This window comes from Pseudomonas sp. NPDC090752 (genome assembly GCF_055584805.1).
The window spans coordinates 90176-103705 of the sequence record NZ_JBVJLI010000006.1; the positions used below are offsets into that span (position 1 = coordinate 90176).

Sequence of the window (13530 nt, forward strand, 5' to 3'; positions counted from 1 at the left end):
CTGCCCGTCAGCGGCTGCTCCCGACCAACGGCTTCAGGTGCCGGTGTACTTGACTGCCGCCGCCGTACGGGTGGAGACATTCAGCGCCTTGAGCAGCGACGACACATGAATACGCACGGTAAACGGCGAGATATCCAGGGCGCGGGCGATTTCCTTGTTGGTCTTGCCTTGAGCGATCAATCGCAGAACGTCGTGCTGGCGATGGGTGAGCAGTTCAAGTTCGGGCTCACTACCCAGGTTAGGCAACAGCCCTGAAGCCGCGTACTTGACCAGTACTTCGCCCTCGCGAATGGCCAGGATCGCCGCGCCGATCTCGTCGGGCGCGATGCTTTTGCCGATAAAGCCGTCGACCCCGCTGGCCATGACCCGCTCGATCAGGGCGGGCTCATCGACCATCGATACGACAATCAGCGTGGTGCGGGACAATTGCTGGCGCAAGTCAGCCAGGCGCTCGATGCCGGTCAGGCCGGGAAAGCGCAGGTCGAGAATCAGCGTGTCCGGCGCGTCGCCCTGGCTGGCCAGGTTCAGCACCTGCTGCAGGTCGCCGGCTTCCTCGAGCCGAGCGTGCGGCAACACCCGTTGCACGGTGCGGGCCATGGCTTCCCGGAACAGCGGATGGTCATCCGCCACGATGATGCGGCACGTCACGTCTTGGCACTCCCTGTGAACACCGGTTTCCCGGACCCTGCTAATTTAGCAGGTGACATCGGCAACCGTCGCGCCGGGATGGCCGTTATGCGACACCGCACACAAGGACGTCACCATGGACTACAACAAGAACAACGAGCTCGACCAGGCCAACCTGCGGGTCATTGTCGCCAGCTGCGCGCTGGTCTACATCACCGTGCTGGGTTTTTTGCCCGGGCACTCGCTGAACGACTACCTGCCGGTGATCTACTACATCGTCAGTTTCATCGTGCTGTCAGTCGGGCTGCGCCAGGCCATTGCACGCTGGCCGGGGCATTACCCATGGCGGCGGGTGCTGGGCATCGTGCATGACTACACCGGTACCTGTTTTGGCCTGGTGCTGGGCGGTGAAGCGGCGCTGCCGCTGTATGCGGTGATGGTCTGGGTCAACCTTGGCAACGGCATGCGTTTCGGCACGCGTTACCTGTTGATTGCCACCGTGCTGGCGCTCACGGCCCTGGTGGCGGTCTATCAGCTCAACCCGTACTGGCAGGCCAATCCGTTCATGGTGCTGATGCTGCTGACCACCAGCACCGTGATCCCGGTGTATGCCCACCTGCTGCTGGAACGCACGCGCAAGGCCTCGGAGCTGGCGATGGCAGCTACCCGCGAGAAGTCGCGCTTTCTGGCCCAAGCCAGCCACGACCTGCGCCAACCGATCCACTCCATCGGCCTGTTCACTGCGTGCCTGCGCGAAGCGCCACTGGGTGAGCAGGAGCGGCGTCTGGTGGACAGCATTGATCGCTCACTGCTCAATGTATCGCAGCTGTTTCGCTCGATCCTCGACCTGTACACGCTGGACAACGGCCGCGTGCAACCCAAGCTTGAAACCTTCGCCGTTGACGATTTCCTGGCTGAGCTGCGTCATCACAACGCCGAAGCAGCACGCTGGGCCGGCGTCGAAATACGCCTGCGCCCCTGCGGGCACTGGACCCGATCCGACCGTGGAATGCTTGCGACCATGGTGCAGAACGTACTGTCCAACTGCTTCAAGTACGCGGCCCATCGACCGTTGCTGCTGGGGGTGCGACGCCATGGAGAAGGGCTGGCCATCGTCGTTTATGACCAGGGGCGCGGCATTGCTGCTGAACATCATGGGCTGGTCTTCGAGGAGTTCTACCGCGTGCGCCACGTGCGCGACAAGGATGTCGAAGGTGTTGGGCTGGGCTTGTCGATCGTCAAGCGGCTGGGGCGGCTGATAGACGTGCAGGTGCGCTTGAGTTCACGGCTTGGCCGAGGCACAGCGGTAAGCTTGCAAGGCTTGCCACGGCTGGCACCGGGGAAACCGCTTGCCAGCGTTGAACAACAGGCGCTGCAGAACGCAATGCTCGGGGGATTGCGTGTGTGCCTGGTAGAAGATGATCACAACGTGTTGCGCGCCACTTCGGCGCTGTTGCAGCGTTGGGGATGCGAGGTTGAGGCGTACAGCTCACCGCTGGGGCTGAGCAGCCAATGCGAGGTAATCGTAGCGGACTATGACTTGGGGCAGGAGGCGACGGGGGTCGACTGCATCGACAGCTTGCGCAAGCAGCGCGGTTGGCAGGTCCCGGCGCTGATCATGACCGGGCATGACCTGGAAAAGATCCAGGCCATCGTCCACGGGCGTGACATCGCCGTGCTTTCCAAACCCGTGCGACCAGCGCAATTGCGGGTAGCCCTGCGCAAGCTTACTGCAGGATCAGCGCCTGGCCTTCCTTGAGGCACGACGGCGTCGGCTGATACAGCCCCATGCCGCCGATCGCAACGATCGCGCCGCTTGGGAGCTGGCAGTTGTACTCGCCCTTGGCCGTGGTGACGGTATAGTACGTGAGGGTGCTGTCGTTACGCACATCGGCGACCTTGCTCACCTTGGTGTTCAGGGCGAACTCGGCACGCTCTTTGAGGGTGTCGTTGGAGGGTTTGATGGTCTGGCAGCCGGCGACACCGACCAATACGGCGGCGCTCAGGAGGAGTTTGAGGGTGTTCATGGCAATGGGCTTCCTTGGCGTTGTTCTGTGGCCGGACTATAGCGCCGAGGAACGGGCAGGGCAGTAGGGCGGATGTACGAGGTGGCCATGTGCCTCTAATGGATGCTGTACCGGCCTCTGTGGGAGCGGGCTTGTCCCGCGAACACGGGCGACGCCCGTGCCATCCAGCGCGGAGCCTGCTTCCCGGGGCAAGCCCGCTCCCTCAGAGGCCGGTACACGCGCCCCATCACTCAGGCTTTTTCAGCACCAAGGTCAGAATGTCATAACTGGCCACCAGCTCACCCAGCTGGTTGGTCACCTCCACATCCCACGCCACCACGCCTTGCGGCTGCCCCAGCGGGCTGGTCTTGCCCTGGTCGATCTTGCGCTTGCAAGTCAGCCGCGCCTGGATGGTATCGCCAATGCCTACCGGATTGATGAAGCGCAGGGTATCCAGACCATAGTTGGCCAATACCGGCCCGGCGCCTGGGGAGACGAACAGCCCAGCGGCGGCCGACAACACGAAATAGCCATGGGCGATGCGCTTGCCGAACTGTGATTCCTTGGCCGCGATTTCATCGAAATGCATGTAGAAATGATCGCCCGACAAGCAACCGAAGTTCACCAGATCGGCTTCGGTGACCGTACGGCGGTGGGTGAGCAGCGACTCACCGATGCGCAGCTCCTCAAAGTAGCGGCGGAACGGGTGCACCTCGGTCTCGATCACTTCGGCACCGCGCACATATTCCCCCGTCACAGCGGTAAGCATGCTCGGCGAACCCTGCACGGCAGCGCGCTGCAGGTAATGCTTGACCGCACGCAGGCCACCCAGCTCTTCGCCGCCACCGGCGCGACCCGGGCCGCCGTGCTTGAGCTGCGGCAGCGGGGAGCCATGGCCAGTGGACTCTTGCGCGGCTTCACGGTCCAGCACCAACAGTCGACCATGCCAGGCGGCAGCGACAGGAATCGCCTTGGCGGCCACGGCGCGGTCGCCGGTGACCAGGGTCGCCACCAGGCTGCCTTTGCCGCGCGCCGCCAGGGCCAGGGCCTCGTCCAGGTCGTCGTAGGCCATCAAGGTGCTGACTGGGCCGAACGCTTCGACATCGTGGGCACCGCCATCGGCATGCGGGTCGCGGGCCTGGAGCAGAGTCGGCGCGAAGAACGCACCCTCGGCAACACCTTCGCCACGTGGAGCAAAGCCGTCACTGGCGCCAAACAGCTGGTCACAGCTCTGCAGCAGGGCACGTACCCGTTCGCCGACATCACGCTGCTGATCGTGCGAGGCCAGGGCGCCCATGCGCACGCCCTCCAGCGCCGGGTCGCCAACCACCACCTTGCTCAGGCGCTCACGCAGGCGCGAGGCCACGGCATCCAGGTGCTTGGCGGGGACGATGGCGCGGCGGATGGCGGTACATTTCTGCCCGGCCTTGGTGGTCATCTCGCGCACCACTTCCTTGATGTACAGGTCGAACTCTTCGCTGTCCGGCGTGACATCAGGGCCGAGAATGGCGCAATTGAGCGAGTCGGCCTCAGCGGTAAAAGGCACCGAGTTGCGGATCAGGTTGGGCGTCACGCGCAGTTTCGCCGCCGTATCGGCGGAGCCGGTGAAGGTCACCACATCCTGGCCTTGCAGGCGGTCGAGCAAGTCGCCAGTGCTGCCGATCACCAGTTGCAGGCTGCCTGCCGGCAACAGGCCGGACGCGTTCATCAGCCGCACCACGGCTTCGGTCAGGTAGCTGGTGGAGGTCGCGGGCTTGACGATGCAGGGCATGCCGGCGAGGAAGGTCGGGGCGAATTTCTCCAGCATGCCCCAGATCGGGAAGTTGAATGCGTTGATGTGCACGACTACGCCAGCACGCGGCACCAGAATGTGGCTGCCGGCGAAATGGCCCTTCTTGCCCAACGGGATCGCCGGCCCTTCATGCACGAGGTTGCCCGACGGCAGTTCGCGGCTGCCGATACCGGCATAGGAGAACAACGTAGCGTTGCCGCCCTCGATGTCGATCCAGCTGTCGGCACGGGTGGCACCGCTGTGGTGGGACAGGGCGTAAAGCTGCTCTTTGCGCTCGGCCAGGTATAGCGCAATGGCTTTGAGGCGGGCGGCACGCTGCTGGAAGTCCATGGCCATGAGCTCGGTCAGGCCGCGGGCACGGGCGAACTCAACGGCTTCGGCGAAGTCCGGGCGCTCTTCGTGGCTGTACGCCAGGACGTGACCATCCAGAGCGCTGCGCAGGGCCTGGGCGCCGTGCTGGCCGATCCAGCGGCCGGCGATGAAGCTTTGCAGGGTAGGGGCTTCGGACATGCTGTTCTCCATGCTGTTCAAGTGGGGTGAGGGCGTTGTTACCACAGCGCCACGGTGTAACCGATGATCAGGCGGTTTTCGTCCACGGCGTTGGTCAGGCCATTGCCGGAACGGAAGGTGACGTTGCGCCAGCGCAGGCTGACGTCCTTGAACGGGCCGCTCTGGATGACGTAGGTCAGGTCGGTGTCGCGTTCGCGTTCACGGCCATTGCTGATGGTGGCCGTCTCAGCGTGACGGCCGTCGGTATAGCGGGTCATGAAGCTCAGGCCCGGAATACCCATGGCGACAAAGTCGTAGTCGTAACGCAGCTGCCAGGAGTCGAGGCCGGCGCGGGTGAAGGTGTTGTAGGTCACCAGGTTGACAGTGAACGGGTCACCGCCGTTGACGAACGGGAAGGCGCTGTCGCCGGACATCTGTTGCCAGGTGGCGGTGAACTTGTGGGCGCGCACGCCGAGGGTGAACATGGCGTTGAAGTTGCGGTTGTCGATGTTCCCGGCGCGTACGGCGCCGTCGTTGCGGCTGTCGAAGTAGCGCAGGTCGGTGCGCAGGCTCAGGCCTTCGCCCAGCGGGCGGGTATCGATCAGGCCGACGAATTGCTGGCGGTAGATGTCTTCGAGCTTGGCGTAGTAATAGCTGACGCTGGTCTGCGGGGTGATCGCGTAGCTACCACCGCCGAAGTCGAGATGGTCACTGCTGGCGGCGCCGTAGCCCATGTCGTCGCGCCCGGACGAGTCGCGCAGGTTGGTTTTGCTGAGGCGCCCGGCATTGAAGGTCAGCCGGTCGATGTCCTGGCTGGTCAGCTGGCCGCCTTGGAAGGTCGAGGCCAGCAAGCGGGTGTCGTTATATACCACTACCGGCAGGATCGGCTGCAGGGTGCCCAGGCGCAGGGTGCTCTTGGCCAACCGCAACTTCCCGGTCAAACCCAGCTCACTGTAATTGTCGACCGGTTCATGGCTGTTCGGGCCGAACGGCAGCAAGCCGGTGTTGCGTCGGTCGGGGCTTGAGTCGAGCTTGATGCCCAGCTGGCCCATGGCGTCCACGCCAACGCCCAGCGGGCCTTCGGTGAAGCCCGACTCCAGCCGCGCGGTGAAGCCTTGGCCCCATTCCTCGGCCTTGGCTTGCGGCGCATTGTTTTGCCGGAAATCGCGGTTGAGATAGTGGTTGCGCAGGTCCAGCCGTGCGTGGCTGTCGCCGATGAAGTCGGCCAGCGCGGGCAAGGGCAGGGCGAGTGTGGCCAGCCATGCGGCAGAGGTGAAGTGCATGCGGTTCATTGGTGTTGTTCCCGAGAGTCGAAATTCAGTGCTTGCTGGCACCCGCGGCGCCGATGCCGGTCATCGAGCGGATGAACTGGGCGAGATAACGCCCACGTTCCTCGCTGGCACGCTCAGAGGCGTCCGTCACCGAAAATGCCCAGGCGCCGAGAAACGCAAGGCTCATGGAGAACAGGGCTGGGTTGCTATAGGGAAACAATGCTTGCTCGTGGTGGAGCACGTTGACCCACACCGCTGGGCCCAACACCACCAACACTACCGCCGACACCAGCCCGGCCATGCTGCCGCACACCGCACCACGGGTGGTCAGGCCTTTCCAGAACATCGAAAGCAGCAACACCGGGAAGTTGACCGAAGCGGCCACGGCCAATACCAGGCCGGACAGGAAGGCGATGTTCTGCGACTCGAACACCAGGCCCAGCACCACCGCCAACATGCCGATCACCAGCGTGGCGATCCGTGACACGCGCATTTCCTGCTGTTCCGTGGCCTGGCCCTGGCGCACCACGCAGGCATACAGGTCGTGGGACACCGCCGAGGCACCGGACAGCGCCAGGCCTGCCACCACGGCAAGAATCGTGGCGAACGCCACGGCAGAGATGAAGCCCAGGAACAGGTTGCCGCCCACGGCTTGCGCCAGGTGCACGGCGACCATATTGCCGCCGCCGATGATCGCGCCGCTGGCATCGCGGTAGGCGGGCTCGGTACCGACCATGACGATGGCGCCGAAACCGATGACGATCAGCAGCAGGTAGAAGTAGCCAATGAAACCGGTGGCGTAGAACACGCTCTTGCGCGCTTCCTTGGCATCGCTGACGGTAAAGAAGCGCATCAGGATATGCGGCAGGCCGGCGGTGCCGAACATCATGCCCAGGCCCAGCGATATCGCGTCCACCGGGTTCGACAGCAAGCCGCCGGGCGCCATGATCGCCTGGCCCTTGGCGTGAACGGCCACGGCGTTGGCGAACATCGCTTCGGTACTGAAACCGAAGTGTTTGAGCACCATGAACGCCATGAACGTGGTGCCCGACAACAGCATGACCGCCTTGATGATCTGCACCCAGGTGGTGGCGAGCATGCCGCCGAAGGTGACGTAGGCGACCATCAGTACGCCGACCAGCATTACGGCATACAAGTAACTGATCCCGAACAGCAGTTCGATCAGCTTGCCAGCGCCGACCATCTGCGCCACCAGGTACATCAGCGCCACCACCAGGGTGCCGAACGCCGAAGTCAGGCGCACAGGGGTTTGCGCCAGGCGGTACGAAACCACGTCGGCGAAGGTGTACTTGCCCAGGTTGCGCAGGCGCTCGGCGATCAGGAACAGGATGATCGGCCAGCCGGCCAGCACGCCCAGGGCATACAGCAGACCGTCGTAGCCGTTCATGAACATCATGGCCGAAATGCCCAGGAATGACGCGGCGCTGATCATGTCACCGGCGATCGCCAAACCGTTCTGCATGCCGGTCAGGCCGCCGCCGGCGGTGTAGAAGTCACTCGCCGAGCGGGTACGCAGGGCAGCCCAGCGGGTCACCAGCAGGGTGAAGCAGACGAACACCATGAACATCGAGATGGCAGTCCAGTTCATTGCGCGCACTCCTGCTTGACCTTGTCGTTGAGCGGGTCGAGCACGTTGTTGGCGCGGTGGACGTAGATACCGGTGAGGGCAAAGGACAGCACCACCATGAGTACCCCAACCAGCATGCCGACGGTGGTGACGCCGCCGCTCAGGGATTGGCCCAAGGTGCTGGGGGAGAACGCCACCAGCAGGACGAAGCCGTAGTAGATGACCAGCATGGCCAGGGTCAGGCTGCCGTTGAGGCGGCGTTTGCGTCGGACCAGGTGTTGGAAATCGGGGTGGTTGCTGATGCTCTCGATGTGTTCGGGGGTCATGGCAAGCGATCTCTTGGTGTTGTAATTGTTGTAATCAGGTCACTTAAGGGTGGTGCTGAGGGCTTCTTCGCGGGCAAGCCCGCTCCCACAGGTTTTGTGGGTACCGCCGAATCTGTGGGAGCGGGCTAGCCCGCGAAGAAGGCGACTCGGTCTCAGAGCTGGTCGAAATCGAGCACCACCTTGTCGCTGACCGGGTAGGTCTGGCACGACAGCACATACCCGGCCGCCACTTCGTAGTCCTCCAGCGCATGGTTGCTGTCCATCTCCACCTCGCCCTCGATCACCCGGCACTTGCAGGTCGAGCACACTCCGGCCTTACACGAGTAGGGCAGTTCGGCGCCAATGGCGTTGCCGGCGTCCAGCACGCTCTGGGTATTGCGCGGCAAATCGAAGCTGAGCGCGCGGCCATCGCTGATCACGGTGATATGGCTGAGCGCCGAATCCACCTGGCGCGCCGCCTCGCGGGCCTCACGACGGGCTTCGCTGCCAGCGGCGGCGAACAGTTCGAAGTGAATGCGGTCCCCGGCCATGCCGTTGGCCTGCAGGCTGTCACGCACCGTTTCGGTCATGGCCTGCGGCCCGCAGATGAACGCCGCGTCGAGACTGGCCACGTCCATCCAGCGGGAGAACAACTGGCCACATTTGTCGGCGTCGATGCGGCCGTTGTAGAGGTCGACGTCCTGCTGCTCGCGGCTGAACACGAAGATCAGGTTGAGGCGGTCGAGGTAGCGGTTTTTCAAGTCCTCGAGCGTGTTGCGAAACAACGCACCCGAGCTGGAACGGTTGCCGTACAACAAGGTGAAGCGGCTGTCCGGCTCACTGGCCAAGGTCGTGGCGATGATCGAAAGGATCGGCGTGATACCGCTGCCGGCGGCCACGCCCAGGTAGTTGCCCTGGCGGGATGACTGCAGCGGCACGAAGAAGTTGCCAGACGGCGGCATTACCTCCAGTTGCTCACCCGCTTTGAGCACGTCATTGGCGAACGCCGAGAAACGCCCACCCGGCACACGTTTGACGGCCACGCGCAGCTCGCCGTCCTGCACGGCACTGCAGATGGAGTAGGAGCGGCGTACTTCCTCATTGTCCAGCTGGGTGCGCATCACCAGGTACTGGCCCTGGGTGAAACGAAACGCTTCCTGCAGGTGCGCTGGCACCTCGAAGGCAATCGACACGGCGTCGCGGGTCTCATTGCGCACTTGCTTGATGGTCAGGCTGTGAAACTGGCTCATGGTGGTCTCCACGGCTCAAATGCATTTGAAGTAGTCGAACGGCTCCAGGCACGCGCGGCAGCGGTACAACGCCTTGCAGGCCGTGGAGCCGAACTGGCTGAGCAGTTCGGTGTGCTGGCTGCCGCATTGCGGGCAGCACACATCGGGTGCCTCGCCGAGCAGGCTGCGTTTACTGGTGCTGCCGCTTGGCGGGGCGATGCCGTAGGCATGCAAGCGTTCACGGCCCAGCGCGCTGATCCAGTCGGTACTCCAGGCCGGGGTCAACCGGCGTTCGAGTTCAGGGGCAGGAAAACCCGCCTGCTCCAGCGCCTGGCGGATATCAGCCTCAATCACCTCGGTGGCCGGGCACCCGGAATAGGTGGGCGTGACCACCAGGTGCAGATGACCGGCGCGCCAGTCCAGGTCGCGGACAATGCCCAAGTCGACGACGCTGACCACGGGCACCTCGGGATCCATGACCTGGCCCAGTACGGTCCAGGCTCGCGCCAGGTCATCCCTGTGCTGCGCCCGGGCACCGCGATCGCCGACGATCAGCTCACCAGGTCGCATCGGGGTAAGCCCTTGGCAGGAACTGCATCTCGGCCAGCAGCAAGCCGAGGTGTTCGGTGTGCAGCCCTTGGCGGCCACTGAGGTAGAAATGACTGGCCGCTTTCGGCAGCGGCAGCTCCACCGAGGCGAAGGTGGCGCTGACCTGCTTGAGCCAGTCGGCGCCAACCTGCGCAGGGTCGGCAGCGATGCCAGCTCCTGCCAGCTGTATCTCATGATCGCCGCCCGCCGTGAGCTCAACGGTAAAGCGCCACAGCGCTGGGATCGCTTCAAGCATGCGCCGACGACTTTCTTCAGTACCGTCGCCCAGGCGCTGTACCCACTCGGAAGAGCGGCGCACGTGGTAGGTGACTTCCTTCAGCGCTTTGGCGGCGATACCGGCAATACGCGCGTCGTTCGAAGCGGCCAGGCGCTCAAGCACGGCGTGGTGCCAGGCGTCATAGAGGAACTGCTTGGCCATGGTCACGGCGAAGTCGCCATTGGGCTGTTCGACCAGCAACAGGTTGCGAAACGCCCGTTCATCACGGCGAAAGGCCAGGTCGTCGGCATCGCGGCCGTCGTCCAGCAGTTCGGCGGCGTACTCCAGCCAGTTGCGCGCCTGGCCCACCAGGTCGAGTCCGCCGTTCATCAAGGCCAGTTCTTCTTCAATCGCCGGTGCGTGGCCACACCATTCGCACAGGCGCTGGCCCTGGATCAGGGCGCTGTCGCCGAGCAACAGCAGATAAGGGATGAGATCGTGCTTGTGCATGGCCAACCTCACATGTGCCCGACTTCGTCGGGCAGTTCGTAGAAGCTGGCGTGGCGGTAGACTTTGTCGTCCGACGGCGAGAACAGCGGGTCTTTTTCGTCAGGCGAGGAGGCGGTGATCAGCGCCGAAGGCACTACCCACAGGCTGACCCCTTCGCTGCGGCGGGTGTACAGCTCGCGCGCGTTCTCGATCGCCATGGCGGCATCGGCGGCGTGCACGCTGCCGACATGCTTGTGGTTCAGGCCGTGCTTGCTGCGCACGAATACCTCGAAGAGGGTCCAGACAGACATTTCAGATCTCCGCATCAATCGCCGCTCAGGCGGCGTTCTTGTTCTGTTGCTTGCGTGCATAGGCCACGGCCGCTTCGCGTACCCAGGCGCCATCCTCGATGGCCTTACGCCGGGTGGCGACGCGTTCCTGGTTGCACGGGCCGTTGCCCTTGATGACTTCATAGAACTCGTCCCACTGGATTTCGCCAAAGTCGTAGTGGCCGCGGGCTTCGTTCCACTTCAGGTCAGGGTCGGGCGCGCTGCAGCCCAGCAGTTCGAGCTGCGGCACGGTCTGGTCGATAAAGCGCTGGCGCAGCTCGTCGTTGGTCTGGCGTTTGATCTTCCAGGCCATCGACTGGGCGCTGTTGGGGGAGTGTTCGTCACTGGGGCCGAACATCATCAGCGACGGCCACCACAGACGGTTGATAGCGTCCTGGACCATGTCCTTCTGCGCCTGGGTACCCTGGCGCATCATGGTCAGCAGCAGCTCGTAGCCCTGGCGCTGGTGGAAGCTTTCTTCCTTGCAGATGCGCACCATCGCGCGCGAGTAGGGGCCGTACGAGGTGCGCTGCAGCACCACCTGGTTGACGATGGCGGCGCCATCGACCAGCCAGCCCACCGCGCCCATGTCGGCCCAGCTCAGGGTTGGGTAGTTGAAAATGCTCGAATATTTGGCCTTGCCGCTGTGCAGCTTGGCGATTTCTTCGTCGCGGTCAGCGCCGAGGGTTTCCATGGCGCTGTACAGGTAAAGGCCGTGGCCGGCTTCGTCCTGGATCTTGGCCATCAGCTGCAGCTTGCGCTTGAGGCTGGGGGCACGGGTGACCCAGTTGCCTTCGGGCAGCATGCCGACGATCTCCGAATGGGCGTGCTGGGAGATCTGCCGGATCAGGGTCTGGCGGTAGGCCTCGGGCATCCAGTTCTTGGCTTCGATCTTGATCTCGGCGTCGATCTTCTCCTGGAAGTGGCGCTCTTCTGGCGACATCTCCTCCAGCGCCTTGACGCGTTTGACTCCGGTTTCCACTAGCTGTGCGTACATGTTCCGACTCCTGCTAAGGCATGAGTCATTTGTAAGCGATACAAAATATAACGTCAAACAAATTTGTTAGTATCGAATAAGATTTGCGTGTCATTTGCTGGCCTCTTCGCGGGGCAAGCCCGCTCCCACAGGCTTCGCTGCATGACCTGTGGGAGCGGGCTTGCCCCGCGAAGAGGCCATCAGCCACAACGCAAAAAAAAGTCCCGGACTAAGCCGGGGCCATGGAAGGCAGCTGTAGGTTCAGCTGGCCAAACGCTTGTCAAACACGTGGCACGCCTTGCCCTCAGAGCGCTTGAGCGTACCGCAAGGCTGCAACCGCACCTGGGTGCTGATGCCAATGTAGGTCTTGATCTGCTTGGTCAATTCACCAATCAGCAGATTGCGCTGCCCATCATCCATGCCCTGACACTCAGCACGCAGTTCCACATGCAGCTCGACACTATCCAGATTGCCATTGCGATACAGGTGTATCTCATAAAGCTCTGAAAGGTGTTTTATTTTCAGCACCTGCTCCTCGATCTGGGTCGGGAACACGTTGACCCCGCGAATGATCAGCATGTCGTCGCTGCGCCCGGTGATCTTGCCAATGCGCCGCATCGGCCGCGCCGTGCCCGGCAGCAGGCGGGTCAGGTCGCGGGTGCGGTAGCGCACCATCGGCAGCGCTTCTTTGCTCAGCGACGTGAACACCAGCTCGCCGAGTTGCCCATCAGGTAACACTGCGCCGGTCACGGGGTCGATGATTTCGGGGTAGAAGTGGTCTTCCCAGATGGTCGGGCCATCCTTGGTCTCGATGCACTCCATGGCTACGCCCGGCCCCATGATCTCGGACAGGCCATAGATATCCAGCGCATCGATGCCCAGCCGCCGCTCGATCGACCGGCGCAGCTCGTCGGTCCAGGGCTCGGCGCCGAAGATGCCGAGGCGCAACTTGAGGTCGTGGGGGTCGATACCCTGGCGTTCGATTTCGTCGGCCAGGTTGAGCATGTAGGACGGCGTGACCATGATGATGTCGGGCTGGAAGTCGCGGATCAGCTGCACCTGTTTTTCGGTCTGGCCACCGGACATGGGGATCACGGTGCAACCGAGGCGTTCTGCGCCGTAGTGGGCGCCAAGCCCACCCGTGAACAGGCCGTAGCCGTAGGACACATGCACCTTGTCGCCCTTGCGCCCGCCGGCGGCGCGGATCGAGCGGGCGACCACGTTGGCCCAGGTGTCGATGTCGTTCTGGGTGTAGCCGACCACGGTGGGCTTGCCGGTGGTGCCGCTGGAAGCGTGCAAGCGCACCACCTCCTGCTGGGGCACGGCGAACATGCCGTAGGGGTAGTTGTCGCGCAGGTCGTTCTTGCCGGTGAAGGGGAACTTCGCCAGGTCGTCGAGTGATTTCAGGTCATCAGGGTGGGCGCCGCATTCGTCGAAGCGCTTGCGGTACAGCGGCACGTTGTCGTACGCGTGTTGCAGGCTCCAGCGCAAACGTTCCAGCTGGTGCTGACGCAGGGCGTCGACACTGGCGGTTTCCATCGGGTCCAGCAGGGCACGATCGGCATCATGGTACATGTTCATGGCTTCACTCGAATTGTTCTTGTAGACCGGCGCCTTCTGTCGA

13 protein-coding genes are annotated in these 13530 nt (G+C 63.4%); 1 reads left to right on the plus strand and 12 read right to left on the minus strand.

What is annotated here, in order from left to right:
• Positions 1-33: 33 nt before the first annotated feature.
• The gene (locus tag ACZ6YA_RS10460; RefSeq protein ID WP_465897024.1) at positions 34-648 is read right to left on the minus strand and encodes a response regulator; all 615 of its coding nucleotides are present in this window, start codon (positions 646-648) and stop codon (positions 34-36) included.
• A 115-nt stretch (positions 649-763) separates the two neighbouring features.
• Between ACZ6YA_RS10460 and ACZ6YA_RS10465 the strand changes: the two genes are divergently transcribed.
• The gene (locus tag ACZ6YA_RS10465; protein ID WP_465897025.1) at positions 764-2386 is read left to right on the plus strand and encodes an ATP-binding response regulator; all 1623 of its coding nucleotides are present in this window, start codon (positions 764-766) and stop codon (positions 2384-2386) included.
• Here the strand turns inward: ACZ6YA_RS10465 and ACZ6YA_RS10470 are convergent.
• The 11 genes from ACZ6YA_RS10470 to paaK form a co-directional block, all read right to left on the minus strand.
• On the minus strand, positions 2355-2654 hold the full coding sequence (locus ACZ6YA_RS10470; RefSeq protein ID WP_465897026.1) for a hypothetical protein: 300 nt from the start codon (positions 2652-2654) through the stop codon (positions 2355-2357). The genes ACZ6YA_RS10465 and ACZ6YA_RS10470 overlap by 32 nt on opposite strands.
• Before the next feature lie 226 nt (positions 2655-2880).
• Positions 2881-4935: a phenylacetic acid degradation bifunctional protein PaaZ gene (gene paaZ, locus ACZ6YA_RS10475; RefSeq protein ID WP_465897027.1), complete on the minus strand. Its 2055-nt coding sequence runs from the start codon at positions 4933-4935 to the stop codon at positions 2881-2883.
• 38 nt (positions 4936-4973) lie between these two features.
• The gene (locus ACZ6YA_RS10480) at positions 4974-6206 is read right to left on the minus strand and encodes an OprD family porin (RefSeq protein ID WP_465897028.1); all 1233 of its coding nucleotides are present in this window, start codon (positions 6204-6206) and stop codon (positions 4974-4976) included.
• A gap of 25 nt (positions 6207-6231) precedes the next feature.
• Positions 6232-7794 (minus strand): cation acetate symporter, encoded by a 1563-nt coding sequence (locus tag ACZ6YA_RS10485; RefSeq protein WP_465897030.1) that lies wholly within the window; start codon positions 7792-7794, stop codon positions 6232-6234.
• Positions 7791-8099, minus strand: coding sequence for a DUF485 domain-containing protein (locus ACZ6YA_RS10490; RefSeq protein ID WP_465897031.1), 309 nt, complete (start codon positions 8097-8099; stop codon positions 7791-7793). Before ACZ6YA_RS10490 ends, ACZ6YA_RS10485 begins: the two co-directional genes overlap by 4 nt.
• Positions 8100-8251: 152 nt before the next feature.
• On the minus strand, positions 8252-9328 hold the full coding sequence (gene paaE / locus ACZ6YA_RS10495) for a 1,2-phenylacetyl-CoA epoxidase subunit PaaE (protein WP_465897032.1): 1077 nt from the start codon (positions 9326-9328) through the stop codon (positions 8252-8254).
• A 15-nt stretch (positions 9329-9343) separates the two neighbouring features.
• Entirely contained in the window at positions 9344-9877 is a 534-nt protein-coding gene (gene paaD / locus ACZ6YA_RS10500; protein WP_465897034.1) for a 1,2-phenylacetyl-CoA epoxidase subunit PaaD, read from the minus strand.
• Positions 9864-10622 (minus strand): 1,2-phenylacetyl-CoA epoxidase subunit PaaC, encoded by a 759-nt coding sequence (paaC, locus tag ACZ6YA_RS10505; RefSeq protein ID WP_465897035.1) that lies wholly within the window; start codon positions 10620-10622, stop codon positions 9864-9866. The genes paaD and paaC overlap by 14 nt, the downstream gene beginning before the upstream one ends.
• A gap of 8 nt (positions 10623-10630) precedes the next feature.
• Complete coding sequence (gene paaB, locus ACZ6YA_RS10510) at positions 10631-10912, minus strand: 1,2-phenylacetyl-CoA epoxidase subunit PaaB (protein WP_465897036.1); 282 nt, start codon at positions 10910-10912, stop codon at positions 10631-10633.
• A 25-nt stretch (positions 10913-10937) separates the two neighbouring features.
• Complete coding sequence (paaA, locus tag ACZ6YA_RS10515) at positions 10938-11927, minus strand: 1,2-phenylacetyl-CoA epoxidase subunit PaaA (protein WP_465897037.1); 990 nt, start codon at positions 11925-11927, stop codon at positions 10938-10940.
• A gap of 240 nt (positions 11928-12167) precedes the next feature.
• Positions 12168-13487, minus strand: coding sequence for a phenylacetate--CoA ligase PaaK (gene paaK / locus ACZ6YA_RS10520; RefSeq protein WP_465897038.1), 1320 nt, complete (start codon positions 13485-13487; stop codon positions 12168-12170).
• Between the last annotated feature and the right edge of the window lie 43 nt (positions 13488-13530).